Origin of the sequence: Streptomyces cavernae (assembly GCF_004023625.1) — a bacterium.
Lineage (GTDB): Bacteria > Actinomycetota > Actinomycetes > Streptomycetales > Streptomycetaceae > Streptomyces > Streptomyces cavernae.
The window spans coordinates 172,027-198,952 of sequence record NZ_ML137712.1 but is presented as its reverse complement, the minus strand read 5'-3'; the positions used below and the strand labels follow the sequence as shown (position 1 = coordinate 198,952).

The window sequence follows — 26,926 nt, the reverse complement described above, 5'->3', positions numbered from 1 at the left end:
GTATAGCCGGCCCGCTGCGCCCGCCGCCGGCCGGACCCGGACCCCCCGGGCCCGCCCGACGGCGTTTCCGCGAGGGGGTTGTGGGGACGGCTGAACCATCTTTATAGTCTGACTGACCATTAAGGGGCCCGGGCTCACGGGGGTGGTCCGGGCCCCTTCTGGAGTCCGGGCCCCTTCTGGAAGGGGAAGCGCCGTGGACGGCTACGACAAGTACGCCTTCGAACCCTTCGCCGTCACCGTCGATCTCGCCGTCTTCACGGTCCAGCGGGGCGGTCTGCGGGTGCTGCTCGTCGAGCGGGGGCAGGAGCCGTACGCCGGACGGTGGGCACTGCCCGGCGGCTTCGTCCGGCCCGCCGAGTCCGCGGAGACGGCGGCCCGGCGCGAACTCGCCGAGGAGACCGGGCTGGCGGACGTCTCCGGACTCCACCTGGAACAGCTGAGGACCTACAGCGAACCCGACCGTGACCCCAGAATGCGGGTCGTGTCCGTCGCCTTCACCGCGCTGCTGCCCGACCCTCCCGAACCCCGTGGCGGCGGGGACGCGGCCCAGGCCCGCTGGCTCCCGTACGGCGGACGCGAGGCGCTCGCAGGGCACGGACCGCTCGCAGGGCACGGACCGCTCGCATTCGACCACGACCGGATCCTCGCCGACGCCCGCGAACGCGTCGGCGCCAAGCTCGAGTACACCTGTCTCGCCACGTCATTCTGCTCGCCCGAGTTCACCCTCGGGGAACTGCAACAGGTCTACGAAACCGTCTGGGGCACCGAGCTCGACCGGCCCAACTTCCGGCGCAAGGTGCTCGCCACCCCCGGATTCGTCGAACCGGTCCCCGGCGCCGCGCGCCTGACCGGCGGGCGCGGCAAGCCCGCCGCGCTCTACCGCGCGGGCGGTGCCACCGCCCTGCACCCGCCGCTGCTGCGTCCCGCCCTGCCCTCACAGTCCCAGGAAGGACAGAACCCATGACCACCACGACCGTCGCCAAACGTGCCGCCACCGGAACCCTGACCGGGCTCGCGCTCGGCGACGCGCTGGGCTTCCCGACCGAGTTCAAGGACGTGCCGTCGATCCTCGCGGCGTTCGGCCCGTGGCGGAGAATGCCGCTGCCCACGCCGGCCATCGTCACCGACGACACCCAGATGACGCTGGCGCTGGGGCGGGGCCTCAGGACCGCCATGGACCGGGGACTGCTCGGGCCGAAGCGGATGGAGCGGCCGGTGCGCGAGGAGTTCGTGGACTGGTACCAGTCGCCGGAGAACAACCGGGCACCCGGCAACACCTGCATGGCCGCCTGCTATCTGCTGAAGACCGAGGGCCGTCCCTGGCAGGAAGCCAGCCAGATCGACTCAAAGGGTTGCGGGGCCAACATGCGGGTCGCCCCGCTCGGGATCATCCCGGGGCTGAGCGACGAACAGCGCGCGGGCGCCGCCCAGTTGCAGGCCGCGCTCACCCACGGCCACCCCACGGCGCTCGCCGCCTCCGACCTCACCGCGCACGCGGTACGGCTGCTCGCCCAGGGCACCGAACCGACCGGGCTGGTCGGGCTGCTCCGGTCGTACGCGTACGAGAACCGGACCCACTACCACGAGCGCTGGCTCGGCGACCTCTGGACTCGCAGCCAGGACCCCAGTCCGGAGCACTTCATGGCCCGCGGCTGGGACGACTGCCTGGCGGTGCTGGACCGGCTCCGGGAGGCGCTGCGCGCACCCTCCCCGGAGACGGACCCCTGTCTGGCCACGGGGGAGGGCTGGGTCGCCGAAGAGGCGCTCGCCACCGGCCTGTTGTGCTTCCTGCTCTTCCTCGACGAACCCGTCACGGCCCTGCGCCGGGCCGCCTGCACCTCGGGCGACTCGGACTCGATCGCCGCGCTCACGGGAGCCTTCGCTGGGGCCCACCTCGGAGCCGACGCCTGGCCAGCGCAGTGGGCGGACCGCATCGAGTACCACGGGGAACTGGTGGCGCTGGGGGCTCTCTGGGACTCCTGAGGTCGACGACTCCTGAGGTCGACGACTCCTGAGGTCGACGACTCCTGAGGCCGGGGGCGCCTGAGGCCGGGGGCGCCTGAGGCCGACGACTCCTGAGGCCGGGGACGCACGAGGCTCAGGTCAGGCGGATCGAGCCCCCCGCCACCGTGATCTGCTCCTCGGGCAGCGGACGGGTCGCCGGGCCCTTGGCCACCGAGCCGTCCTCGATACGGAACTTGCTGTTGTGGCAGGCGCAGTCGATGGTGCCCTCCGCCACCGAGCTGACGATGCAGCCCTGGTGGGTGCAGACCGCCGAGAAGGCCTTGAACTCGCCCTTCTCCGGCTGGGTGACGACGACCTTCCGATCCTTGAAGATCTTGCCGCCGCCCTCCGGGATCTCGGCCGTCGTGGTCAGCGCCTCGCCCCCGGGAGCCCGGGAGGTTTTCTCCGGGGTCACCGAGTCGCTGCCGCTGTCCTTCTCGTCGCCGTACTCGCTGCAGCTCGCGATCAGCACGGCCGAGCCCGTGACCAGAACCGTGCGCCGCGTCGGGCCGATCGTCATGTCGTCACTCCGAAGGTGCGGAAGAACCAGAGCGCCGACGTCAGCCAGACCACCGTGAGAGCGGCGAACACCAGTCCGCCGACGACCGGCAGCAACCAGCCGGGCAGACGCTCCGAGCGAAGAAGGAGCATTTTCGCACTGAATATTCCGAAAAAGAAGCAACCCAGGGCAGAGTGCCACATAACGCGTGGTGTGTACGTCTGATATCCGAGCGCGTAGAGACAGTGCACGGCGACCGGCACCGCCACCAGGAACGCGACCCGGCCGGACCAGCGGTGCAGGGCAGCCGCCCAGCCCGGCCCCGGCAGCCGCCCGTAGATCATCAGCGCGGAGACGATCTGCACCAGCGCGAAACCGAACGACGCCGTCGCCAGCCAGGACTTCACCGCGCTGGTGCTGCTGAACCCGGCGAGGTTGAAGGCGGTGCCCGCAGGGTCGTGCACCCTGCCGTACGCGCCGAGCGCGACCGCGACCGCCGCCGCAACCAGGGCCGGCATGAGGAAGCGCGCGGCACCCGGCCGCCGCGGAACGGGCTGTGGTGACGCGAAACCCTGGGTGGCGGCGTTCGGGTCGACGGTCATGGTCGGCTCCCTGGGTCGGGACGAGCGTCACGGAAAGTGCGGGCCCGGTGGCAGCGGGACCGTGGGTCAGGGGGTGACGGGGCGGGCGGTGAGTTCCTGCCCGTCGACGGTCACGGCCCCCGTCTCGGGGTCGATCTCCGGCGCGGCGCCCGGTGCGCCGTCGCGGTTGAGGATGCCCACCTGGCGGCCGCCCGGCAGCACGATCCAGCCGCCGTCGATCTCGGCGCCGCGCACGGTCGCCGTCGCCCGGTACAGCCCGGACGGCTTGACCGCCTTCTCGGCGGTGAATGTGTGGCGCTGCCCGCCCAGATCGACCGTGCCCCGGATCCGCCCGTCGGCCAGTTTTCCGGCCAGCACCCCGCCTGTCTTGCCGGTCAGCCGCATGCTGCCGTCCTCCGCGACGTCTCCCCTGAGCCAGGACTCCTGGTCCCGGCCGTCGCAGAAGTACGCGATCGCCCGGCCGTCCCGCAGCGAGACGGCGACCGCGGAGGAGTCGTCGTCGGTACGGCCCGCGTAGTCGGCGTTGGCCGGGGCGCTCCGGGACGGGGCCGGGGTCGGGCTCGCCGACGGTGACGGCGGTGCGGAGGTGGTGGGCGGCCGCGTCGCGGTCGGGCTCGCCGACACCGTGTCACCGGCCGACGTGGCCTTCGAGGCCGAACCCGTCGTCGCGTTCAGCGTCAGCATGAACAGGGCGAGCAGCAGCCCGCCGAGAAGCGTGAGCAGTGGTCCGATGCGCTTCATACGTGCCTCCCCCGAGGCGTGACGCGGGCACTCCTGCCATGAGAGCGGAACCTCGCCCCGCCGTCCAGAGGCGCACCGGGGCGTTCGCCCCGGCCGTGACGGAACGGGGACGGAACACGGGGACTCCGGTGACAGTGGAGGCCGTCTCGGTGGGCGGGCGGTGGAAACCCCGGTGTCCGTGGCTGACTACGCTGGTACGACGAGACACGCACGTAACACAGCGAGGAGCACAGCCGTGGCGGTACGAGCGGTCCGGGGCGCCGTTCAACTCGAACGGGACGAGGCCGGGCACATGGACGAGCAGGTCAGCGAACTGCTCACCGCCATCCTGAAACGGAACGCCCTCACCACGGACGACCTGATCAGCATCTGGTTCACCGCGACACCCGATCTGCACAGCGACTTCCCGGCCGCCGCGGCGCGCAAGCTGGGCATCGTCGACGTACCGCTGATCTGCGCGCAGGAACTGGACGTCGCCGGCGCCATGCCCCGGGTGGTCCGGGTCCTCGCCCACGTCGAGTCCGGACTGCCGCGCACCGAGATCGCCCATGTCTACCTGGGCGCCGCGGCGGCCCTGCGCAAGGACATCGCCCAGTGAGAACCGCACTCGTCATCGGCACCGGCCTGATCGGCACTTCGGCCGCGCTCGCCCTCACCCGCCGCGGCGTCGAGGTGCACCTCACCGACCGCGACCCGGAGCAGGCCCGTACCGCCGCCGCGCTCGGCGCCGGCACGGACGAGCCGCCCACCGCACCGGTCGACCTCGCGATCGTGGCCGCACCGCCCGCGCACGTCGCCGCCACCCTCGCCGACGCCATGCGCCGCGGTCTGGCCCGCGGCTACCTCGACGTCGCCAGCGTCAAGGGCGGACCGCGCCGCGAGCTGGAGGCGCTCGGGCTCGACCTGTCCGCGTACATCGGCAGCCACCCCATGTCGGGCCGCGAGAAGTCCGGCCCGCTGGCGGCCACCGGCGACCTCTTCGAGGGCCGCCCCTGGGTGCTGACGCCCACCCGCGACACCGACACCGAGGTCCTCAACCTCGCGCTGGAACTGGTCTCGCACTGCCGGGCCGTGCCGGTCGTCATGGACGCCGACGCCCACGACCACGCGGTCGCCCTCGTCTCGCACATGCCGCATCTGGTCTCCAGCATGGTCGCCGCGCGGCTCCAGCACGCCGAGGAGTCCGCGGTGCGCCTCTCCGGTCAGGGCATCCGCGACGTCACACGGATCGCCGCCTCCGACCCCCGGATGTGGATCGACATCCTCTCCGCCAACCCCGGCCCGGTCGCCGACCTGCTCTCCGACGTCGCCGCCGACCTCGACGAGACCGTCCGGGCCCTGCGCGCCCTGCAGTCCTCCGACGAGGTCAAACGCCGCGAGGGGGCCTCGGGCATCGAGGACGTGCTGCGCCGGGGGAACGCGGGCCAGGTACGGGTCCCGGGCAAGCACGGCAGCGCCCCGCGCGCGTACGAGGTCGTGGCCGTCCTCATCGACGACCAGCCCGGCCAGCTGGCCCGCATCTTCGCGGACGCGGGGATGGCCGGGGTCAACATCGAGGACGTCCGCATCGAGCACGCGACCGGGCAGCAGGCCGGTCTGGTGCAGCTGATGGTGGAACCCAAGGCGGCCCCGGTCCTGACCGTGGCGTTGCGGGAGCGGGGCTGGGCGTTGCGGCAGTAGGCCCCGAACGGGGCGCGGCCGTCCGGGGGACACGCACCCAGTAACCTTGTGCAGGGCACAATCGGCGGCCCCGCTCACCCACACCCCGCACCAGGAAGGTGTCCGCAACCGTGGAAAGCGCCCCGGCAGTGATTGTCGCCATCGACGGCCCCTCCGGCACGGGCAAGTCGAGCACGTCGAAGGCCGTCGCCGCGCAGCTCGGTCTGAGCTATCTGGACACCGGCGCCCAGTACCGGGCGATCACCTGGTGGATGGTGACCAACGGCATCGACATCGCCGACCCCTCGGCGATCGCGGCCGCCGCCGGGAAGCCGGAGATCATCTCCGGTACCGACCCGAACGCTCCGACCATCTCCGTCGACGGCACCGACGTCGCGGTCCCGATCCGCACCCAGGAGGTCACCTCCAAGGTCAGCGCGGTCAGCGCGGTGCCCGAGGTGCGCGCCCGGATCACCGAGCTGCAGCGGTCCTACGCCGCCTCGGCGGAGAAGGGCATCGTGGTCGAGGGCCGGGACATCGGCACCACCGTGCTGCCGGACGCCGACCTGAAGGTCTTCCTCACCGCGTCCCCGGAGGCGCGGGCGGCCCGTCGCAGCGGCGAGCTGAAGGGCTCCGACGTGCACGCCACCCGTGAGGCACTGATCAAGCGGGACGCGGCCGACTCCAGCCGGAAGACCTCGCCGCTCGCGAAGGCGGACGACGCGGTCGAGGTGGACACCACCGAACTCACGCTGCAGCAGGTCATCGAGTGCGTGGTCACCCTTGTCGAGGAGAAGCGGGCCGGGAAGTGAGCGCGCCACCCTCCGCCAAGGAACCCTCTGCCAAGGACCCGTCCCCCAAGCCCGCCGCACCGAAGACGGGCGACGTCCGGCTCCCGTCGGCGCGCGGCGCCGAGGTCGGCCGCCGCATCGGTGTCGGCCTGATGTACGGGCTGTGGAAGCCGCGGGTGCTCGGCGCCTGGCGGGTCCCCGCGACCGGCCCGGTGATCCTGGCCGTCAACCACAGCCACGGCATCGACGGCCCGATGGTCATCGGTGTCGCACCCCGCGCGTCGCACTTCCTCGTCAAGAAGGAGGCGTTCGTCGGTCCGGTCGGCTCCTTCATGGTGGCCACGGGCCAGCTGGCGGTGGACCGCTCGATCGCCGACCGCACGGCGATCACCCAGGCACTCGGCGTCCTCGAACGCGGTGGGGTCCTCGGTATCTTCCCCGAGGGCACCCGCGGCGACGGCGACTTCGCCTCGCTGCGCTCCGGGCTCGCCTACTTCGCCGTACGCAGCGGCGCCCCGATCGTCCCGGTCGCGGTGCTGGGAAGTTCCGAGCGGCCAGGCCGGTTGATAAAGGCGCTGCCGCCGCTGCGCAGCCGGGTCGACGTGGTCTTCGGCGATCCGTTCGAGGCGGGTGACGGCAGCGGACGGCGCACCCGCAAGGCGCTCGACGAGGCGACCCTGCGCATCCAGGACCGGCTGACCGGACACCTGGAAAACGCCAGGCGCCTGACGGGGCGCTGAGGAACACTTTCAGTAGTGGACCCCCGGCCTTCCGGGGTGCTCCACCGATCACCACGATGAACGAGGTACGGACTTCATGAACGACCAGATCCCCTCCGGCGGTTCGGGCGAGGAGCACGGGCACGCGGACCACGGAGCGCTGGGCGACGCCGAGTACGCGGAGTTCATGGAGCTCGCCGCGGAAGAGGGCTTCGACCTCGAAGACGTCGAGGGCGCGATCGAGGAGGCCGGGCACGGACCGCTTCCGGTGCTCGCCGTCGTCGGCCGCCCCAATGTCGGCAAGTCGACGCTGGTGAACCGCGTCATCGGCCGTCGCGAGGCCGTCGTCGAGGACAAGCCCGGGGTCACCCGCGACCGCGTCACCTACGAGGCCGAGTGGGCCGGCCGCCGCTTCAAGGTCGTCGACACCGGCGGCTGGGAGCAGGACGTCCTCGGGATCGACGCCTCCGTGGCCGCGCAGGCCGAGTACGCGATCGAGGCGGCCGACGCGGTCGTCTTCGTCGTCGACGCGACGGTCGGCGCGACCGACACCGATGAAGCCGTGGTGCGGCTGCTGCGCAAGGCCGGCAAGCCGGTCGTGCTGGCGGCCAACAAGGTCGACGGCCCCAGCGGAGAGGCGGACGCGGCGATGCTGTGGTCCCTCGGCCTGGGCGAGCCGCACCCGGTCTCGGCACTGCACGGGCGCGGCACCGGCGACATGCTGGACGCCGTCCTGGAGGCGCTGCCCGAGGCCCCGGCGCAGAGCTTCGGCACCGCGGTCGGCGGCCCGCGCCGGATCGCGCTCATCGGCCGCCCGAACGTCGGCAAGTCCTCGCTGCTGAACAAGGTCGCGGGGGAGGAGCGGGTCGTCGTCAACGAACTGGCGGGCACCACCCGTGATCCCGTCGACGAACTGATCGAACTCGGCGGAACCACCTGGAAGTTCGTCGACACGGCGGGCATCCGCAAGCGGGTCCACCTGCAGCAGGGCGCCGACTACTACGCCTCGCTGCGCACGGCCGCCGCCGTGGAGAAGGCCGAGGTCGCGGTGGTGCTGATCGACGCGGCCGAGTCCATCTCCGTGCAGGACCAGCGCATCGTCACCATGGCCGTCGAGGCCGGACGCGCGCTCGTGATCGCGTACAACAAGTGGGACACCCTCGACGAGGAGCGCCGCTACTACCTGGAGCGGGAGATCGAGACGGAGCTGGGCCAGGTGGCCTGGGCGCCGCGGGTGAACGTCTCGGCGCGCACCGGGCGGCACATGGAAAAGCTGGTTCCGGCGATCGAGACGGCGCTCGCGGGCTGGGAGACCCGTGTTCCGACGGGCCGACTGAACGCCTTTCTCGGTGAGTTGGTCGCCGCCCATCCGCATCCGATCCGCGGCGGCAAACAGCCGCGCATCCTCTTCGGCACCCAGGCGGGCACCAAGCCCCCGCGGTTCGTGCTCTTCGCCTCCGGCTTCATCGAGGCGGGCTACCGGCGTTTCATCGAGCGCCGACTGCGCGAGGAGTTCGGCTTCGAGGGGACGCCGATCCATATCTCGGTGCGGGTGCGCGAGAAGCGCGGCAAGAAGAAGTAGCCGCCGCCCCCCGGGGCTCCTGGGGACTCGGCGGGTGCCGTTACGGTTCTGCACCGGGTGCCCGCCGACGGCGGTCTCATGTTCCGCGGCGTGGCGCGGGAGGCAGCGCGGCGGGGAGTTGACGCAGGCTCGAGATGTCCTGTCGCTGCCAGACGCTGGTGGAGCCGCCGCTAGCGGTGCCCTGCTGGTTCTGGCGTGTGCCGTACGAGCCCGCCGAATAGCCTGGGCCGGCCGGGCCGAACGCCGTGAAGCCCAGCTCCTCCTCGCCCGTGCGGTCGCCCGGCAGAGCCCGGAACGACCGCTGGTACTCCGCATACAGCGCGTCGTAGATCGGTGTGGCCGAGTGGCTGCTCCCGAGGTCCTGCGCCGACCTCATGGCCGGGACAGTAGTCGGGTACGGCTGGCGGCGAGGGGCGTCGTATACGTGCACGTACGTCCAAACGACCGCGGAGCCGCACGGATGCGGCTCCCGGCTGCGTTTCGCCGGTGGCACGGGAGCGCGGACCGGCGCAAGGTGCGGCCGGGGGCGCGGTAACCGGCCCCCAGCCTGCGTCTTTCTGTTCCTTCTCCGGCGAACTCCGTTGCGGGCCTTTCGTCCAGGCGCGCTTCAGCGATCGCGTGGTGGACTCAGGTGCCCGCCAGCGGCATCGCGCAGGCCACCAGTTGACCGTTGACGGCGGCCTTGTCGAGTGCGTCGCGCAGCAGGTCCTCGCGGGGCTGGCGGCCGATCGAGCCGGCCGGGGCCGCGAAGACCAGTACCTGCCGCAGCTTGTTCGCCGCCATCCGCCAGCTCTCGGTGACCTGCAGCGGCTGGTGGGCCTGCCACCAGGCAACCGGCTGGCCGCCGCCCGTGCCCGGCTGCAGCACGGCGTGCAGCTGGCCCATGGCGAGCAGCACGGACCAGCCGGGCAGCACCGAGGGCACGGAGTTCAGCTGGGTGACCGGCATGAAGCCCTGCTCGATCAGCAGCGGCAGGAAGTCGTCCCCGCCGCCGGCGGCGCCGGGACGGGCGATCGGTCCCGTCGGCTCCACCACCAGCGCCGGGTGCAACTCGCCGTTCAGCATCACGAGTCCGCTCGTCACCCCGAGTACGGCCTGTTCGGGGGCGTGGTTCTGTCCGTCGTCGCCGGTGATCGAGCGGACGGCGCCCTGGAGTTGTTCCTCGGTGACCTGGACGACCTGGGAGGGGAGGCAGGTGGCGTGGGCGAAGGCGAGCACGGCGGTTTCGTCGCCGATGAACAGGACCGTGCTGGTCCGCTCCTGTTCCGAGTCGCCCGGGGTGCGGCATGACGTGCAGTCGTAGCTGCCCGGGGCGTTCTCTCCGGCGAGCAGCCGGTCGGCTTCTTCGTCGCCGATCTCGGCGCGTACGTCGTCGCTGACGTCGAGCAAGCGCGGCACGGGTGGCTCCTCGGGATGTGGCGCGGCCGGGTGGTTCCCGGCTCATGAGTAGCTCAACGGCGATCTGTGGCCGGAGTCACGCTCGACAGTGAACGGAATCGAACCATCCGACGCGGACGGTCACCCACTGCACGGAATTCCTCACTCCACGTCAACTTGCGAGGTTGTCAAGGAAGTTGAGTCGGTGAAGTGCCTCACAGATCGTCAGACGGTGTGGTTGAAAAATCCCGAAATCAGCGAATGAAATGGGTGGCCGGAAATCGTCGATACCTCGGGTAACAGCCAAGTGGCCTGCGTCGACGGGGAGTCGGTTGATGGAGGGCGGGCGGCCTGCCTAGATTCCTCCGCCGTGTGCAGCGAGCACCGCTCGGGTACGTCCGCCGATCGCGCAACCAGCAACGAGCACGACTTCCGGTGGACGGGGCGGAGCACGGCATCCCGCGTCGTACACGCGGGGAGCCGGGCCCCGTCTTTGGGGGAGCCCCGGGTCCTTGGAGAGGGATCTACATGTCCGAATGTGCCGATAACACCCGCAAGACTCGTACGAAGAACGCGACTACGGCGGCTCTCGCCGGCGCGGTTCTGCTCGCTCCGCTCGGAGTGCTCGCCGCGACCGGCAACGCCGCGGCGGCGGACGGCGGGGTGTGGGACCGCATCGCCAAGTGCGAGAGCGGCGGCAACTGGCACATCAACACCGGCAACGGCTACTACGGAGGACTGCAGTTCTCCGCGAGTACCTGGCGCGCTTTCGGCGGCGGGGCCTACGCGGCCCGGGCCGACCAGGCCTCCAAGCAGCAGCAGATAGCCGTCGCCACCAAGGTCCAGCGCTCCCAGGGCTGGGGCGCCTGGCCGGTCTGCTCGGCGCGTGCGGGGGCCTCCGGCAGTGCGCCGGCGGTCTCGGGTTCCGCGTCCGGCGCGGGCACCAAGAGCACCACCCCGAAGAAGAGCCCGGCCAAGAAGGCCGCCAAGGCTCCCGCGCGCGAGTCGAGCCACGTCAACCGCGGGTCTTCGCGCGGCGGTGACTACACGGTCCGCCGCGGCGACACGCTGGGCACGATCGCCTCGAAGCACGGGATGACCTGGCAGAAGGTGTACGCCGCCAACAAGGCCGTCATCGGCGCTGACCCGGACCTGATCATTCCGGGGCAGCGTCTGGAGATCTGAGCGCTCACGAGGAGCTCGGGACTGGGACGTCCGGGCCGGGCCGGGCCGCGCATCGGCCTTCGACCGCGGACAGTCTCGGTCGATCTACCGCAGGCAGTTCCCGGTCGATTGACCGCGGGCAGTCTCGGTCGATCGACCGCGGACCGTTCCTGGTCGATCGACCGCGGGCGGTTCCCGGTCGATCCCGCCCACGCGGCGAGGCCGCATGATGTGACAGGCTCCGCCCCCTAGGGGTCCTTGCACTATGAGCGTCCGATGAGGTCGCGTGGTCTGGTGCCGTGCATCGCAAGGCGCCGGAGAGCCCTGGATGGGGGTGCCCCCTGCTCGAGCGCAGCCGAGAGCTTGGGGGAGCGGTGCCAGACCACGCGACCCGGGCGGGCATAGTGCAAGGACCCCTTACGGGACCTCCCTCGGGCCCGGTCGATGTGACCGGGCCCGTTCCCTTGCCTCCCCGCCGAACACGACCTCCCCGCGGCGCAGTTCGTACACCAGCGTCGTCCTGCGGATCGCGCGCAGGGCGGGAGGCAGACGCTGTTCGGCCACGACCACGCAGGTGTCCAGGGCGCTGAGCAGTTCGTAGGTGCGGTCCGCGACCGCCGGTGACATGCCCTGTGCCGGTTCGTCGACGAGCACCACGCGCGCGCGTGCCGACAGCGCACGGGACAGGGCGAGCATGCGCTGCTCCCCTCCGGAGAGGGTGCCCGCCCGGCGGCCGAGGAGCGGGGACAGCTGGGGGTAGGCGTCCAGCGTCGTGCCGAGGTCCGCCGCCGTCAGCTCCAGGTTCTCGCGGACCGTCAGCGAGCCGAAAACCGCCCGGCGGTCCGGGATCAGACACAGGCCCCGGCGGGCGCGCTCGTACGCGGGGAGCCGTGTCACGTCGGTGCCGTCCCAGAGCACATGGCCGCCGGAGAGGGGCACGGTTCCGGCCAGGGCGCGCAGCGCGGTCGTCCGGCCGGCCCCGTTGCGGCCGAGCAGCACGGTGACGCCGGGGCCGGGCGCGGTGAGCGACACGCCGTGCAGGGCCTCCAGGGGGCCGTAGCGCACGCGCGCGTGGTGCAGGGCGATGTGTGTGGTCATGCCGACTCCAGGACGCGGTCCGGGGGGCCGGACGCCACGATCCGGCCAGCGGTCATCACGTGCACGGTGTCGGCGAGGTGGGCGACGAGATCGAGGTCGTGCTCGACGACCAGCACGGCCGTGCCATCCGCGGCCAGCGCTCGCAGTACCCGGGCCAGCGCGACGACCTCGGCCGTGTCGAGCCCCGCCGCGGGCTCGTCGAGGAGCAGCACGCGCGGGCCGCCCGCGAGGGCGCGGCCCAGCTCCACCCGGCGCAGCGTCCCGGTCGGCAGCCCGGCCGCGGGCAGCGCCCGTACCGGGCCGTCGAGGCCCAGCAGCCGCAGGGCGCGCTCGCCGGCCGCCGGATCGGTGACCCGCCCCTGCTCGGCGCCGATCCGGACGTTCTCGGCCACGGTCAACGAGGGGAACACGGCCAGTTGCTGGAAGGTGTGCGCGATCCCGAGCCGGGTGCGGGTGTGCGCGGGGAGCCGGGAGATCTCCCGGTTCCCGAGCAGCACCCGCCCCCGCACGGGGCGCACGGTTCCGGCCAGACAGTGGAACAGGGTGCTCTTCCCGGCCCCGTTGGGGCCCACGACGGCGGTGACGCGCCCGGGCGGGACCTCCACCGTGACGTCGCACAGGGCGGTGTAGCCGTTGTAGACGACGTGCAGGCCGTGGGCGCGCAGGGCGGGGGGTGCGACCACCGGGGGCGCCGGGTGGGGCGCCCCGCGCGCCCTGCCCGGCGGCACGTCGGCCCCGGCCGGGCGACCGCCCGGCGGCACGTCGGCCCCGGCCTGGCGACCGTTCGGCTTCTCGGCCCCGTCGGGTGCCGGGCCGGGGGCTTCCGGTGCCGGGCCGGGGGAGTCTGCTGTCGGTCCGCGTGTGTCCGGCGCCGGTCCGCCGGAATCGGGCGCCCACCCGGGCTGTGTACCGCCACGCCCCGGCCGACGTGGACGGGACGCCGGTGTGCCGCCCCGGCGCTCGGGTGCCGGGGGGCCGTCCGGCGTCCGAAGGGCGGATCCTGCCGCCGTCGCCCCGGCGAGGGCCGGACCCGTCCCCGTCGTCGGAACCGGGCGCAGCCGCCGTCGTGCCGCCCTGCCCAGCGGTGTCAGTTCCGTCTGCCCGCGCCGCCGTAGGCGCAGTCGGTCGGCCGCCGCCCGCAGCGCCTCGTACGGGCCCCCGGGAAAGCGGCCCACGAGCACCGCCAGCAAGCCGATCAGGGCCGCCGCCACTCCGCCGCGCGTCCCCGCGTCCAGGCCCACCAGGAGGGCCGCCGCCGTCAGTGCGCCGAGGGCGCTGTCCGCGCCGAGGACGACCACCGCCGCGAACCACAGCAGACCGCGCACCGGGTCGTACGCGCTCGCGTCGAACGCGCGCAGGCCCATGCCGAGCATGCCGCCGCCCAGCGCGGCCAGCGCCGCACCCGCCACGAACGCCGTCAGCTTCAGCGCCGGGACCCGGACGCCCGCCGCCGACGCGCCCGGCTCGTGGTCCCGCATGGCGGCCAGCGCCCGGCCCGTGCGGCCCCGGCGCAGCGCGTGCACGGCGAGCAGCGCCCCCGCCAGCAGGAACAGCTCGAGGGCGTAGTACGCCCGGTCCCCGTCGAAGCCCGCCGGGCGGCCCAGCGACAGCCCCGCCGTGGCGTACGGCTGCGCGAAGACGAAACGGCTCACCGCGACGCCGACCGCGAACGTCGCCAGCGCCAGGGCCAGACCGTGCCGGCTGATCGCGGGCCAGCCGGTCAGCAGCCCGAGGGGAGCGACCAGCACCACGGCGACCGCGAGTGCCGCGAGTTCGGGCAGCCGCGGCAGCCCCGGGAAGCGTCCGGCCGCCAGCAGCGCCGTGAACAGGGCACCCAGACCCGCGTACGCCGCCTGGCCGAGGGAGATCTGGCCGCCGCGCCCGGTGACCACGACGAGGGAGAGCAGGACGACGCCGAGTGCGGGGACCTGCACCGACGTGTGCAGGTCGGAGCCCGCGAAACCGAGCGGCAGGAGGAAGAGGACCGCGGCCACGATCCAGGCCCCGGGGGGCGCGGGGAGAACCCGTGCGGTGCTCGTGCGCGGCAGCGCGTCGCGGGCGCCGACACCGGGCAGCACCAGCGCGGCCACCAGCAGCGCCACCACGAACAGGTTCGAGCCCACGGCCTGCAGCAGCGGCTCCGCCCGGCCCCCGGGATGCAGCCGGGTGAGCTGGCTCTGCGCCACACCGATGCCGAGCGCCACCACCACCGCGCCCCCCGGACTCCGCATCCGCGCCGCCACGGCGACCGCCACCACCTCCATGACCAGCAGCGGCATACCGTACGGGTCGAGACGGACGTACGGCGCCAGCAGCACCCCGGTGAGCCCGGCCGTGAACGCGCCGAACGCCCAGCCCGCCGCCGCCACCCGGTCCGCGTCGATGCCGCCGAGCACGGCGAGCCGCCGGTCGTCGACCACGGCCCGCAGCTCCCGCCCGAAGCGGGTCCCGCGGACCACCACGACGACGCCCGCGGCCAGCGCCACGACCACCACGAGCTGCCCCCAGGGCTCGGCGGGAACGAGGGTCGGCGCGTCGGCCCGCGCCCCCGGCCCCCACAGCAGCGCCGCCCCGCCGACCAGCAGCACGAACACCCCGATGGACGCCACCAGCGTCCGCGCCGGATCCGCGCCGAGCACGGCGAGCGGCCGGAACACGAACCGCTCCAGGACCACCCCGATGCCCGGCGCCACCACCAGGAGGGTCACGGCCGCGGCGAGAGTGAGCGGCCAGTCCCACTCGACGGTCAGCTGCCGCAGCAGATACGCGCACACCATGGCGATCGCGCCGTGCGCGAAGTTCAGCACGCCGGTCGCCCGGTAGGTGACGATCAGCCCGATCCCGGTGAGCGCGGCGGCACTGCCGACCGACAAGCCGGCGAGCGTGAGGTCGTAAGTGAGGGAGGACATCGGATCATCGGGTCCCCGCGGCGGGTGGTTCGCAGATCGGGCACGGGCCCAGTTCGCCGGAGGCCAGGACGTGCGAGTCCACCGGCACGGCCTCCGGTTTCCCGGCGACCAGTGGACAGTCCGCACGGTGCCACAGCGTGCCGCCCGGCACCATCAGCAGCTCGCCGCTGACCGCCGCCACGGCCACCGGCGATTCCTCCGGCTCCTCGGCCACCGCCACGAGCAGCCCGTACAGCTCCTCGATCCGTGCCGCCGCCAGCGCGTTCCTGCCGTGGGCGAGGAGAACCGCCCCCGCGACGATCAGCGCGGCACCGGGGATCGTGCAGGAGGCGAGGTACGGCAGCTGGCGCTCCGCGAAGCGCTCACCGGAGATCCCGTACCAGCCGATGACGCACAACACCGCCCCGGCGGCCAGCGCTGCCCAGCCCGCCCACAGCACGGGGTGCACGGTCCGCAGTCGAGCAGTCCGCATACGCGGCTCCCACCGTCGTCTGTCCGGTCGTGTCGAGTCCTGTCCGGTCGCGTGTCTGTCCATGTCAGCCGATGGCTTGCACTATGCCCTCTGGAAGCTGACCCTGAAAGCACCGGGCGCAGATGGCCCGGCCGACACCCGGTGGTGAGCCAGATGGTTCTCGGGAGCGACCTCAGGCGCAACGGCAGGCGAGGCAACCGCAGGAGGGTGGCGGGGCTGCTTGCGGCCGCGGTGCTCGTTCTGGGCGGCGGCCTGGCGGGATGCGGGGACGACAGCGGCGGAGGCGACAACACGACCCCGCCGACCCCCACGGTGGAGACGCCCACGCCCACCACGCAGCCGAGTCCGACGACACCCCAGGACACCGCGGCGGCCGAGAAACAGATCAGGACGAACTGGCAGAAGTTCTTCGACCCCGACGTCCCGCTGAAGGACAAGGCGGCACTGCTGGAGAACGGTGACAAACTGGGGCCGCTCCTGGAGAGCTTCAGTGACGATCCGCGCGGCGGACAGGTGGAGGCCGTCGTCGACCGGGTCGAGTTCACCTCGCCGACCGAGGCGAACGTGACGTACGCGCTCACCCTGAAGGGTGCGACGGTCCTGCCCGGTGCCACCGGAACGGCCGTCCTGCAGGACGACACCTGGAAGGTCTCCGTCAAGACGCTCTGCGGGCTGGTCGGGATGAGCGGCAATGGCACGCCCGCGCCGGGCTGCTGAGACCATCGCCGCGGCGCTGCTTCTCCTGCTGGCCAGTGCCTGCGGCAGCCGGCTCCCCGAGAGCGACTTCGGCACCACCCCGGAGCCCGGGCGGACCACCGGGACCACCGCCGGCGCGCCGATCCCCGTCGGCATCATCACCAGCGCCACCAGCCCGGTCGGCTCCGCCGCCTTCACCGGCCCGCGCGACGGCGCCCAGGCCTACTTCGGGCGTCTGAACGCCGAAGGCGGCATCGGCGGCCGCAGGGTCGAGGTGCACACCTGCGACGACGGCGGCAGCGGCGTCGGCAACAACGAGTGCGTGCACGAACTCCTCGACGAGAAGAAGGTCGTCGCACTCGTCGCCACCACCGCGCTCGACTACGCGGGGGCCTCCCGGGTCTCCCGAACGGGCGTGCCCGACATCGGCGGCCAGCCGATCGGGCCGGCGTACGACACCTATCCGCACCTGTACGGGATCTACGGCAGCCTCGCGCCCCGCGACGGCACCCCCGGGTGGGACGGCGAGCTCTACGGCGGCACCGAGGTCTACCGCTACTTCAAGCGGGAGCAGGGCGCCCGCACGGCGGCCGTCGTCTCCTACAACCAGTCCGCCTCCGCCGCGTACGCGGACCTGGTCGCCCGCGGTCTGAAGGCGGAGGGCTACAAGGTCGTCACCGAACAGGTCGACTTCGCGCTGCCCAACTTCCGCGCGGCGGCGGCCGACCTGAAGGAGCAGGGTGCCGATCTCGTCTTCGACGCCATCGACAGTCACGGAAACGCCCAGCTGTGCGAGGCCATGGACGACGTCGGCGCCGATGTCATCGCGAAGGTCACCAACGTGCAGAACTGGGCTTCCACCGTCCGTGAGGACTACAAGGACGCGCCGCGCTGCCGCAACGCCCTGTGGGCGACCGGTTCCAGCCGCAGTTACGAGGACACCGGCCACCCGGCCGTCCGCGAGTTCCGCGACGCGACCGCAGACCTCGAGACGCACTCCCAGTGGCAGCTGGAGGGCTGGGCGGCCGCCATGTGGTTCTCTGACGCCGCCCGGTCCTGCGCGGAAGCGGAAACGGGCGTCACGCGCGCGTGCGTCGACCGCTTCATGAACCGTCCGGGGCCCTACACGGCCCGGGGGCTGCTGCTGCCCGTCACATACGAACGACTGGCCGAGCCGCCGAAAAGTCGCAGAACATGCGTTTCGGTCGCGCGTTGGGAGGACACCCAAGGGTGGATCACTCAGGGGGATATGAACCGGAATTGCTTCGATGTTCCACAACTGGCTTATAAGCCTTGATCCGCGCGGATGCGGAAGGGTTCCTTCCGTTGCTTACCGATGACGCAACTCTTGGGAAACAAGATGATGATGGCGGCCAACCAACGTCCGAACTCCCCGGTCTAACCCATGTCAGGCGGTTGAGCGCCAGACGGTTGAGACGGAGATACGGGGACGCATGCACATCTCTTTCCTGATACACAACGGGTATGGGATCGGGGGGACGATCAGGACGACCTACAACCTGGCGAGCACCCTCGCGGAACACCACGACGTGGAGGTCGTCTCGGTCTTCCGGCACCGCGAGGAGCCGGTTTTCGCACCGAGCCCCAAGGTCCGGCTGCGCCATCTCGTCGACATCCGGCAGGGCACCCCCGGCTACGAGGGCGACCACCCGGACTACCGGCGTCCGGCGAAGTTCTTCCCCGCGTCGGAAGGCCGCTACCAGCAGTACAGCGCCCTCACCGACCGCCGCATCGCCGAGCACCTCGCCTCCGTCGAGGCCGACGTGGTGGTCGGCACCAGGCCCGGCCTGAACGTCCATCTGGCCCGGCAGACCCGCCGCGGCCCGCTCCGCGTCGGCCAGGAACACCTCACGCTGGACAGTCACTCACCGCAGCTGCGCCACGAGCTGCGCGGCGCCTACCCGCGGCTCGACGCCCTCACCACGACCACCGAGGCGGACGCCCGCGCCTACCACACCAAGATGCGGCTGCCCGGTGTCCACGTCGAGGCCGTGCCCAACCCGGTGCCCGCACCCGCCCTCTCGCCCGCCGACGGAACCGCCAAATGGGTGGTCGCGGCCGGGCGGCTCGCCCCCGTCAAGCGGTACGACCTGCTCATCAAGGCCTTCGACAAGGTGCGCGCCGAGCGGCCCGACTGGCGGCTGAGGATCTACGGCGGCGGCAAACAGAAGGACAAACTGCGCACCCTCATCGACAAACTCGGCCTCTACAACCACGTCTTCCTGATGGGCCCCGCCAGTCCCATCGAACCGGAGTGGGCCAAGGGCTCCATCGGCGCGGTCACCTCCAGCCTGGAGTCGTTCGGCATGACGATCGTCGAGGCCATGCGCTGCGGACTGCCCGTGGTCTCCACCGACTGCCCGCACGGCCCCGGCGAGATCATCGACGACGGAGTGGACGGCCGACTGGTCAAGGTCGGCAGCGTCCCGGCCATCGCGAACGGCCTCCTCGAACTCATCAACGACGACGAACTGCGCCTGCGGATGGCCGACGCCGCGCTGCGCGACGCCGAGCGCTTCGACCCGACCCGGATCGCCGAACGCTACGAGTCCATGTTCGCCACGCTGACCGCCCGCGGCGGCAGCACGGCGGCCGGCCGGATGCGCGGCACGCTGCACCGTACCCGTGGCGCCCTGCTCGGTGGCGCGTACGCCGTTCGGGATGCCGGACTCTCCGTTCTCAGAAAGGGACACATCGCATGATGTCGCTGGCCACGCCGTCCGCCGAGGACCAGCACTCCGGAAAGGACCCCGTACCGCCGCGCGCCGACTGCGTCGCCGAATCCGCGGGCGGTCTCACCTTCGACGTCACCGGGATCACCGAAACCGACGAGGCCCACCTGGTGCTGCGGGCCCGCGACGAGGAGACCGAGGTGCGCCTGCCGCTGACCCCCGTCGACGGCGGGCGGCTGCGGGCGGCCCTGCCGAACGGTGTCCACCTGCCCGAAGGCCGCTGGGACGTCTACGCCCAGGTCGCCGACGGTGAGCCACGACGTCTGGTGCCCGGCCTCAACGACCTGCGCGCCCTGGTCGACCGCAGCGCCGACGGCGAGCGGACCGCCGTGCGCATCCCCTACGTCACCAAACACGGCAACCTCTCGCTCCGCAGCTGGCTGCGCGCCCCGCACGCCGAGGCCGGCGAACTGCGCGTCGGCGAACGCGAGCTGGTCGTCCGCGGCCGGGTCCACGGCACCACGCTCACCGAGCAGGCCCACGCCGAACTGCGCGGGCGGAGCGAGTCCGCACCGGTGATGCGGGCGGAGGTCTCGGGGCGGGACACGGAGTTCGCCGTCACGGTCCCCTACGGCACGCTGACCCCGGACGTCTGGGACCTGTGGCTCTGCCCCACGGGTGGGAGCGGTCCCGCGGTGCGGGTGGCCCGGCTGCTGGACGACATCGTCGACAAGAAACCGATCTTCACATATCCGCAGGTCAGTGCGGAGACCCCGAGGGGCGCGATGGCGGTCCAGGCGTCCTACACGGCCGACAACGACCTGTCGGTGACGGTCACCGCCGCGTAGTCGCCACGGTCGCGAGCCCTTGCGGACGGGAACTGTCCGCAAGGGCTGACACACTCGACGGCATGCTGGAAACCTCCGCACGCCTGCTGCGCCTGCTCTCCCTCCTGCAGGCCCACCGCGACTGGTCCGGAGCCGAGCTGGCGGACCGGCTCGGCGTCACCCCGCGCACGGTCCGCCGCGACGTGGACCGGCTGCGCGAACTCGGCTACCCCGTCAACGCCAGCCCCGGCACCGGCGGCGGCTACCAGCTGGGCGCGGGCGCGCAACTGCCGCCGCTGCTGCTGGACGACGACGAGGCCGTCGCCGTGGCGGTCGGACTGCGCACGGCCGCCGGGCAGGGCATCGAGGGCATCGGCGAAAGCTCCGTGCGCGCCCTCACCAAGCTGGAACAGGTGCTGCCCAGCCGGCTGCGCCGCCGCGTCGGCGCCCTCAACGCCTTCACCGTGCCGATGCTGCGCGGAACCCGGCCCTCCGCTGTCGACCCCGCCGTCCTCACCGAACTCGCGGCCGTCTGCCGGGACGCGGAGCGGCTGCGCTTCGAATACCGGGGGCACGACGGGACCACCAGCCGGCGGACCGTCGAACCGCACCGCCTGGTGTGCACCGAACACCGCTGGTACCTGGTCGCCTGGGACACCGACCGGGGCGACTGGCGCACCTTCCGGGTCGACCGCATCGAGCCCAGGCCGCCGCACGGCCCCCGCTTCACGCCCCGTACCCCACCGGCCGACGACCTCGCCGCCTACGTCTCCCAGGGGGTCTCCACGCGCGCGTACGCCTCGCACGCCGTCATCCGGCTCCTCGTCCCCTTCGAGGAGGCGGCCGAGCGGATCTCGCCCTCGGCGGGGACGCTTCAGGAGGAGGGGCCCGGGAGCTGTGTGCTGCGCACCGGAGCCGCCGGCCTCGACGTCATGGTCATACACGTCATGCTGATGGGCTTCGACTTCGAGGTGCTCGAGCCCGCCGAGCTCACCGAGGCGATCAGGGCCGCTCGGGACCGTCTGACGGCCGCTCTTGACCGAACCGGAACTGCGGGCCCTTCTCCTGCCCGGAACGGGTCTGCGGCGGCGTCAGCGCCGCCTGGGCCGGATGGTTCAGATCGAACGCCGGGGACTCGGAGCGGACCCGGGGCAGAGTGACGAAGTTGTGCCGCGGCGGCGGACACGAGGTCGCCCACTCCAGCGACCGGCCGTACCCCCACGGGTCGTCGACCTCGACCTTCTTGCCGTACCTGGAGGTCTTCCAGACGTTGTAGACGAACGGCAGCGTGGACAGGCCCAGCAGGAACGAGCCGATCGTGGAGAGGGTGTTCAGCGCGGTGAACCCGTCGACCGCGAGATAGTCCGCGTACCGGCGCGGCATGCCCTCCGCGCCCAGCCAGTGCTGCACCAGGAACGTGGTCTGGAAACCGACGAACAGCGTCCAGAACTGGATCTTGCCGAGCCGTTCGTCGAGCATCTTCCCGGTGAGCTTCGGCCACCAGAAGAAGAACCCGGCGAAGGTCGCGAAGACGACGGTGCCGAAGACGACGTAGTGGAAGTGCCCCACCACGAAGTACGAGTCGGTGACGTGGAAGTCCAACGGCGGCGAGGCCAGGATCACCCCCGTCAGACCGCCGAACAGGAATGTCACCAGAAAACCGGTGGCCCACAGCATGGGCGTCTCGAAGGAGAGGGAGCCCCTCAGCATCGTCCCCGACCAGTTGAAGAACTTCACCCCGGTAGGTACGGCGATCAGAAAGCTCAGCAGGGAGAAGAACGGCAGCAGCACCGAGCCGGTCGCGAACATGTGGTGCGCCCAGACGACCACCGACAATCCCGTGATCGCCATCGTCGCCCCGATCAGCGTCAGATAACCGAAGATCGGCTTCCGGCTGAAGACCGGGATGATCTCCGTGATGATCCCGAAGAACGGCAGGGCGATGATGTACACCTCGGGATGGCCGAAGAACCAGAACAGGTGCTGCCACAGCAGTGCGCCGCCGTTCGTCGCGTCGAACACGTGCGAGCCGAACTGCCGGTCCGACTCCAGCGCCAGCAGTGCCGCCGCGAGCACCGGGAACGCCATCAGCACCAGGATCGAGGTGAACAGGACGTTCCAGGTGAAGATCGGCATCCGGAACATGGTCATGCCGGGCGCGCGCATCCCGACGATCGTGGTGATGAAGTTGACCGCGCCCAGGATCGTCCCGAAGCCGGCCAGTGCCAGCCCCATGATCCACATATCCGGTCCGATGCCCGGGGAGCGCTCCTCGCTGTTCAGCGGGGCGTAGGCGAACCAGCCGAAGTCGGCCGCGCCGTCGGGCACCACGACCGACCCCAGCACGATCAGCCCGCCGAACAGGAACAGCCAGTACGAGAGCATGTTCAGCCGTGGGAACGCCACATCGGGCGAGCCGATCTGCAACGGCATGATCTCGTTGGCGAAGCCCGCGAAAGTGGGGGTCGCGAAGAGCAGCAGCATGATCGTGCCGTGCAACGTGAACAGCTGGTTGTACTGCTCGGCCGACATGATCTGCAGCCCCGGCCGGCCCAGCTCGGCGCGCATCATCAGCGCCATCACCCCGCCGACCAGGAAGAAGACGAACGAGGTGATCAGGTAGAGGTGGCCGATCTTCTTGTGGTCGGTGGTGGTCAGCCAGTCGATGACCAGCCTTCCCGGCCGCCGCTGCGGGGCGGTCCGCACCGCGGCCCGCGCCGTCTCCGTCCCCATCGGTGCCCTCTCGCTCGCAGCGTTCCGGCCCGCCTGACGCTCACGCCCGGATGTCACGCTGATGCCCGCTTCGCCGCCGCTCGGGCAGGGTGTGTGCGCGGGTTCTGTGTTGGATCCGTGCATTTCCTGTGGCGTGTCTGCTTCGGGAACACGCCGGGCCGGAGGAAAAGGAAAGGAGTTACCACTCGGTACTCGTCTGCTTTCCGCCGACTATTCGAGCCGACGTCAAGTTAGTCCCGAATTACGACCGGCTGTGTGTGAAACGCCTATGGATGCGTCCGTCCGTGTGACTGAGTTCGGCGGAAACTCGTGTCTTGGTCCTGTGACAGAAGCGTGACCGCAGAGGGACAGGGGGCTTGTGATGGCCCGTGATGACCCGTTCGGCTTCCTTGGCCGGGGTACGCGGCCTAACGTGGCGGGCATGGCACCCATACCCGCTCCGTCCGCGGAGCCCCAGGACAGTCCGGACGCCTATGTCGGCCTGGACGCGACCGAGGCCGAGCGTCTCGCCCGAGAGCGCGGCTGGACCACGGTGCGGTCGCTGCCACCGGGGGCGATCATCACCATGGAGTACCTCGTGGGGCGGCTGAACTTCGAGGTCGCCGGCGGGACGGTGAAACGGGCCTGGAAGGGGTGACCTTCGGGTCCTCCGCCCCCTGTAGGACGAACCCAACCGGGAAGGCCCCCGGCTCCTGACCCGGAGCCGGGGGCCTTCCTCGTGCGGGACGGGGTGTGCGTACCGGTGTCCCGCGACCGGGGTGTCAGCCTCCGGCGACCGGGCGGGCCGAGGTCGTACCGCGAGCTATGCGGTCCGAGTGCGGGGGCCGCCGGCTGCCCACGGGAGTGACCGGTGTGCGCTCCCCACGGGTGGTGTGGGGACCGGGCGCCAGATGATAGGCCGGCGTCCTGGCAGGCCGAGCCGTGGTGAGCGGCTCGGTGAGCGGCTCCCGCGCCTCCTCGGCCGTCTGGTGCCGGGTGAGCGCCACCGGGGTGCCGACGACCGGCGCGGCCGGTGCGGGGGCGGTGCCGGCGCGGCGGCTGCGCCAGGTGTCGCGCACCGTGAAGATCCATGCCTCCGCGCGCGCGATGAGCGGCTCGAACCACGGCAGCGCCAGCAGGATCAGCAGACCGGCGGCCCAGCCCAGCAGCACGTCGCTCAGCCAGTGCGTACCGAGGTAGACGGTGGTCAGGCCGACGCCGAGCGAGATCACGGCGGACAGTGCGGACAGCCAGCGTCTGGCCCGCGGAGTGGAGGCCAGATAGGCCAGGATTCCCCAGGTCACGACGGCGTTGGCGGTGTGGCCGGAGGGAAATATATCGCCGCCCTGCCACATCTCGTTCGAGCCGATCGTGGTCGCGTAGTGCGGGCCCAGCCGGCCCATGCCCAGCTTGGCCGCGCCGACCGTGATGTTCAGCAGCAGCAGTGCGGCGGCGAGGGTGAGCAGCGGGCGCAGCGTGTGCTGGCGCCAGGAGCGCCAGCCCAGCCAGGCCGTGACCATCACGGCGGTGGGGCCGCGCTGGCCCAGCACCACGTAGTAGTCGAGGAAGGCGTGGATACCGGGCCATTGCTGGTACGGCCGGAAAAACATGACCTGCCAGTCGAGCCGAACCAGCCACGAGGTGATGAGCACGGCCCAGATGATCGCCGCGTAGAAGGCGAGGGTCGCCGAGAAGAGCACGATCCGGTGCCGGCTCATGTGTGGCACGTGCATGAGAGCCGGTCGTTCCGGCTCTCGGTCCAGTCGCGCGAAGACCCGGTCAAGCCGCCGGGTCAGGTTTCGTTCGGTACGCACTCAATCGACGTTACAGGGAGTGAGCTCTCAGCCAGGTCGCACCAGCGGCTTTGTGATGACGATGTGATGTGGGATGGATCTCAGAAGGAGGTTTATTCAGCAGGATTAGGCAATGGTTCGCAGGCGGTGTGCGCAATTTCTTTGATCTGTCCCGGCGACGGTTTTGTGTCGCTTATAAAATCGTTAACCCGATGATGGGGCGGAATTACCCCGCCGATCACCCGGTCGGCGGGAGGCCGATCACGGGTGACGGCCGGCCGGGGGCGGGGGAGGGCCCCGGCGCGAGGCGGGGCCGGGCCGGTTCCCGTGTGACGGCCGGCGGAAGGGCGTCGACGGCCGGCCGGATCGCCGGCGGGAGGTAACCGGCGGCGCGGGCGGCGCCAGGAGTGTCCCGGGGGCGCGTCGCCACGGTGGCGCGCTGCGCCCGGTGGGCCGTGCTCCGGGGGCGTACGAATGGGGCAACGGCCATCACCCGAACGGCCGCACGGCCGCCACGTCCGGGAACCGGCCGCCCCTTCAGGGCGTGGTGCAGCAGGGGGCGCGACGGGGGCGGGACGGTGCGGAAGTGGTGTACGCCACACCCGGTGAGTTGTGAACGTGAGAGGTGGGCCACGTGCCACCGGCGGAAACTCGCGTACGCTGGCCGCTCACTCGCCTTTCGTTGCGTGCGCGACCGGGAGCCGCTCAGAACCGGCCGCAGCCCCGGGGCCGTCCCCGCCCCGCGGATCCGCCGAACGCGAGGGAACATCTGGGAGGTACGTACATGTCCGGGACGACTGCGGCCGCTGCGCGGTGCCGTGGGGCGGCCGGGGCCGGTGCCAACCGCTGGGTCGTCCTCGTCGTCCTCTGCGCCAGCCTGCTGCTGGTCGCCCTCGACGCCACGGTGCTGCACGTCGCGGTGCCGGCCGTCACCGAGGACCTGAAGCCCAGTGCGATAGAGCTGCTCTGGATCGTCGACATCTACCCGCTCGTCTGCGCCTCACTGCTGATCCTCTTCGGCACGCTGGGCGACCGGGTCGGGCGCAGACGCGTCCTCCTCCTCGGGTACGCCCTCTTCGGCGTGGCCTCCGGGCTCGCGGCCCTCGCCCAGGATCCGGAGATCCTCATCGCCGCGCGGGCGCTGCTGGGCGTCGGCGGGGCGATGATCATGCCCGCGACACTGTCGATCCTGCGGCAGGTGTTTCCCGACCGGCGCGAGCGGGCGCTGGCGATAGGGATCTGGAGCGCCGTGGCCGCGGTGGGCGCGGCCGTCGGCCCCCTGCTGGGCGGCTTCCTGCTGGAGCACTTCTGGTGGGGCTCGGTCTTCCTGGTCAACATCCCGCTGATGCTCATCAGCCTGCCCATAGGGCGGATGCTGCTGCCCGAGTCCACCGGTGACCGGAATGGCCCCTGGGACGTGGTCGGGGCGCTGATGGCCGCCGCCGGACTGTTCGGGGTGGTGCTCGGGGTGAAGCGGCTCGGCGGTGGGGAACCGCCGCTCGACCCTTACACGTTCGTGCCGCTGCTCCTCGGTGGCGGGCTGCTCGCCGCCTTCGTACGACGGCAGCGGCGGCGTACGCATCCGCTGGTGGACCTGCGGATGTTCACCCGGCCCGCGTTCAGCACGTCCGTCGCGTGCATCGTGCTGGCCATGCTCGCGCTGGTGGGGCTGGAACTGATCGCCGCGCAGTACCTCCAGCTGGTGCTGGAGCTCTCGCCGCTGGAGACCGGGCTGCGGCTGCTGCCGCTGACCGTGGCGGCGATGGGGGCCGGGCTCGCCGGGGCGCGCATGCTGCGGCGGTTCGGGCCACGCGCGATGGTGAGCTCCGGGTTCCTCCTCACCGCGGCGGCGGTGATCATGCTGACGCCAATGGGCCGCGACGACAACACCGGACTGCTGCTCCTCGGCTTCGTGCTGCTCGGGTTCGGGCTCGAGACGACGTTGTTCGGTGCGTACGAGTCGATGCTCAGCGAGGCGCCGCCGGAGCAGGCAGGCGGGGCCGCCGCCATCGGGGAGACCTCGTACCAGCTCGGGGCCGGCATCGGGATCGCGTTGCTCGGCAGCGTGATGAACGCGGCGTACGCGCCCGGACTGTCCTCCGTGCCCGGGGTGCCGGCCGCCGCCTCGGCCTCCGCCGGACGGTCGCTCGGGGAGGCGTACGAGGTGTCGGAACGGCTGGGCGGGGCGCCCGGGCTCGCTCTGCGGCACGCCGCGCGGAACTCCTTCGTGCACGGACTGCATGTGACCTTGCTGGTGAGCGCCGGGCTGCTGGTGCTGGGGGCACTCATCGCGCTGCGGCTGCCCCGGGTGATGGAGTGCGCGGCGGAGGTGCCCGAGGCCCGGGGGACCGCCGCGGAGGCGGCGGAGGTGCCCGGTCCGCGGAAGGGCGCCGTTGGAGGGAAGGGCGCCGCGTCGCAGGATGGCGCCGCTGCACGCAAGGGCGCGGCGTCGCGGAAGCAGTCCGCTTCGCGGGAGGCCGGGGAGCGGGTTTCCGCCGAGTCGGTCACCTGAGGGGCTCGCGGTCCGCGGTTCCGCGGGGTGCGAGGGCGGCGCTCACCTACGAGGCACCGTGCGAAACGCACCAGCT

General features: G+C 71.8%; 24 protein-coding genes and 1 pseudogene. 15 read left to right on the top strand and 10 right to left on the bottom strand.

The genetic code is table 11. From position 1 onward, the window contains the following. Positions 1–193: 193 nt before the first annotated feature. Positions 194–964, top strand: a complete 771-nt coding sequence (locus tag EF387_RS06915) for an NUDIX hydrolase (protein WP_128375593.1) — start codon at positions 194–196, stop codon at positions 962–964. Beyond that, positions 961–1,983, top strand: coding sequence for an ADP-ribosylglycohydrolase family protein (locus EF387_RS06910; RefSeq protein WP_128375592.1), 1,023 nt, complete (start codon positions 961–963; stop codon positions 1,981–1,983). The genes EF387_RS06915 and EF387_RS06910 overlap by 4 nt, the downstream gene beginning before the upstream one ends. Positions 1,984–2,098: 115 nt before the next feature. On the opposite strand, the gene EF387_RS06905 is transcribed toward EF387_RS06910, so the two are convergent. The 3 genes from EF387_RS06905 to EF387_RS06895 all read right to left on the bottom strand — a co-directional run bounded on the left by EF387_RS06905 (position 2,099) and on the right by EF387_RS06895 (position 3,846). Then, entirely contained in the window at positions 2,099–2,524 is a 426-nt protein-coding gene (locus tag EF387_RS06905; RefSeq protein ID WP_128375591.1) for a Rieske (2Fe-2S) protein, read from the bottom strand. Beyond that, positions 2,521–3,105, bottom strand: a complete 585-nt coding sequence (locus EF387_RS06900) for a DUF6529 family protein (protein WP_128375590.1) — start codon at positions 3,103–3,105, stop codon at positions 2,521–2,523. The genes EF387_RS06905 and EF387_RS06900 overlap by 4 nt, the downstream gene beginning before the upstream one ends. A gap of 66 nt (positions 3,106–3,171) precedes the next feature. Next, on the bottom strand, positions 3,172–3,846 hold the full coding sequence (locus EF387_RS06895) for a hypothetical protein (protein ID WP_128375589.1): 675 nt from the start codon (positions 3,844–3,846) through the stop codon (positions 3,172–3,174). 235 nt (positions 3,847–4,081) lie between these two features. Here EF387_RS06895 and aroH point away from each other — a divergent pair, with 235 nt between their 5' ends. The 5 genes from aroH (at position 4,082) to der (ending at position 8,597) form a co-directional block, all read left to right on the top strand. Continuing rightward, complete coding sequence (aroH, locus tag EF387_RS06890) at positions 4,082–4,444, top strand: chorismate mutase (RefSeq protein ID WP_128375588.1); 363 nt, start codon at positions 4,082–4,084, stop codon at positions 4,442–4,444. Beyond that, a complete protein-coding gene (locus EF387_RS06885) occupies positions 4,441–5,526 on the top strand; it encodes a prephenate dehydrogenase (RefSeq protein WP_128375587.1) in 1,086 nt (361 codons plus the stop codon). Before aroH ends, EF387_RS06885 begins: the two co-directional genes overlap by 4 nt. 110 nt (positions 5,527–5,636) lie before the next feature. Further along, complete coding sequence (cmk, locus tag EF387_RS06880) at positions 5,637–6,317, top strand: (d)CMP kinase (protein ID WP_128375586.1); 681 nt, start codon at positions 5,637–5,639, stop codon at positions 6,315–6,317. Between the two features lie 131 nt (positions 6,318–6,448). Continuing rightward, positions 6,449–7,036: a lysophospholipid acyltransferase family protein gene (locus EF387_RS06875; RefSeq protein WP_128375627.1), complete on the top strand. Its 588-nt coding sequence runs from the start codon at positions 6,449–6,451 to the stop codon at positions 7,034–7,036. 76 nt (positions 7,037–7,112) lie between these two features. Further along, the gene (der, locus tag EF387_RS06870) at positions 7,113–8,597 is read left to right on the top strand and encodes a ribosome biogenesis GTPase Der (protein WP_128375585.1); all 1,485 of its coding nucleotides are present in this window, start codon (positions 7,113–7,115) and stop codon (positions 8,595–8,597) included. 76 nt (positions 8,598–8,673) lie between these two features. On the opposite strand, the gene EF387_RS06865 is transcribed toward der, so the two are convergent. Both EF387_RS06865 and EF387_RS06860 read right to left on the bottom strand, forming a co-directional pair. Continuing rightward, the gene (locus EF387_RS06865; protein ID WP_338058090.1) at positions 8,674–8,973 is read right to left on the bottom strand and encodes a hypothetical protein; all 300 of its coding nucleotides are present in this window, start codon (positions 8,971–8,973) and stop codon (positions 8,674–8,676) included. A gap of 251 nt (positions 8,974–9,224) precedes the next feature. Beyond that, positions 9,225–9,995, bottom strand: coding sequence for a hypothetical protein (locus EF387_RS06860; protein WP_128375583.1), 771 nt, complete (start codon positions 9,993–9,995; stop codon positions 9,225–9,227). Positions 9,996–10,502: 507 nt separating this feature from the next. Between EF387_RS06860 and EF387_RS06855 the strand changes: the two genes are divergently transcribed. Further along, on the top strand, positions 10,503–11,159 hold the full coding sequence (locus EF387_RS06855; protein ID WP_128375582.1) for a LysM peptidoglycan-binding domain-containing protein: 657 nt from the start codon (positions 10,503–10,505) through the stop codon (positions 11,157–11,159). 396 nt (positions 11,160–11,555) lie between these two features. On the opposite strand, the gene EF387_RS06850 is transcribed toward EF387_RS06855, so the two are convergent. Genes EF387_RS06850 through EF387_RS06840 form a run of 3 tightly spaced genes read right to left on the bottom strand, consistent with a single transcriptional unit; the run spans position 11,556 to position 15,617 of the window. After that, complete coding sequence (locus EF387_RS06850; RefSeq protein WP_128375581.1) at positions 11,556–12,236, bottom strand: ABC transporter ATP-binding protein; 681 nt, start codon at positions 12,234–12,236, stop codon at positions 11,556–11,558. Further along, entirely contained in the window at positions 12,233–15,145 is a 2,913-nt protein-coding gene (locus tag EF387_RS06845) for an ABC transporter permease subunit (protein ID WP_128375580.1), read from the bottom strand. The genes EF387_RS06850 and EF387_RS06845 overlap by 4 nt, the downstream gene beginning before the upstream one ends. A gap of 4 nt (positions 15,146–15,149) precedes the next feature. Beyond that, complete coding sequence (locus EF387_RS06840; RefSeq protein WP_128375579.1) at positions 15,150–15,617, bottom strand: hypothetical protein; 468 nt, start codon at positions 15,615–15,617, stop codon at positions 15,150–15,152. 153 nt (positions 15,618–15,770) lie between these two features. On the opposite strand from EF387_RS06840, the gene EF387_RS06835 reads away from it, so the two are divergent. The 5 genes from EF387_RS06835 (at position 15,771) to EF387_RS06815 (ending at position 20,993) form a co-directional block, all read left to right on the top strand. After that, entirely contained in the window at positions 15,771–16,334 is a 564-nt protein-coding gene (locus EF387_RS06835; RefSeq protein ID WP_202918161.1) for an MTB12 C-terminal domain-containing protein, read from the top strand. Beyond that, complete coding sequence (locus EF387_RS06830; RefSeq protein WP_128375578.1) at positions 16,309–17,610, top strand: ABC transporter substrate-binding protein; 1,302 nt, start codon at positions 16,309–16,311, stop codon at positions 17,608–17,610. The genes EF387_RS06835 and EF387_RS06830 overlap by 26 nt, the downstream gene beginning before the upstream one ends. Before the next feature lie 157 nt (positions 17,611–17,767). After that, complete coding sequence (locus EF387_RS06825; RefSeq protein WP_128375577.1) at positions 17,768–19,036, top strand: glycosyltransferase family 4 protein; 1,269 nt, start codon at positions 17,768–17,770, stop codon at positions 19,034–19,036. Continuing rightward, positions 19,033–19,854 (top strand): hypothetical protein, encoded by an 822-nt coding sequence (locus tag EF387_RS06820; RefSeq protein WP_420802535.1) that lies wholly within the window; start codon positions 19,033–19,035, stop codon positions 19,852–19,854. The genes EF387_RS06825 and EF387_RS06820 overlap by 4 nt, the downstream gene beginning before the upstream one ends. 62 nt (positions 19,855–19,916) lie before the next feature. Next, positions 19,917–20,993: a WYL domain-containing protein gene (locus EF387_RS06815; RefSeq protein ID WP_128375576.1), complete on the top strand. Its 1,077-nt coding sequence runs from the start codon at positions 19,917–19,919 to the stop codon at positions 20,991–20,993. Here the strand turns inward: EF387_RS06815 and ctaD are convergent. Next, positions 20,890–22,566 (bottom strand): annotated as a pseudogene (gene ctaD, locus EF387_RS06810) (aa3-type cytochrome oxidase subunit I); the annotation flags it as partial. The gene EF387_RS06815 and the pseudogene ctaD overlap by 104 nt on opposite strands. Positions 22,567–22,987: 421 nt before the next feature. Here ctaD and EF387_RS06805 point away from each other — a divergent pair. Further along, complete coding sequence (locus tag EF387_RS06805; protein WP_128375575.1) at positions 22,988–23,203, top strand: I78 family peptidase inhibitor; 216 nt, start codon at positions 22,988–22,990, stop codon at positions 23,201–23,203. Positions 23,204–23,327: 124 nt separating this feature from the next. Here the strand turns inward: EF387_RS06805 and EF387_RS06800 are convergent, their stop codons facing one another. Further along, entirely contained in the window at positions 23,328–24,359 is a 1,032-nt protein-coding gene (locus tag EF387_RS06800; RefSeq protein WP_128375574.1) for a phosphatase PAP2 family protein, read from the bottom strand. 763 nt (positions 24,360–25,122) lie between these two features. Between EF387_RS06800 and EF387_RS06795 the strand changes: the two genes are divergently transcribed. Continuing rightward, positions 25,123–26,850, top strand: a complete 1,728-nt coding sequence (locus tag EF387_RS06795) for an MFS transporter (RefSeq protein ID WP_128375573.1) — start codon at positions 25,123–25,125, stop codon at positions 26,848–26,850. The last annotated feature ends 76 nt before the right edge of the window (positions 26,851–26,926 follow it).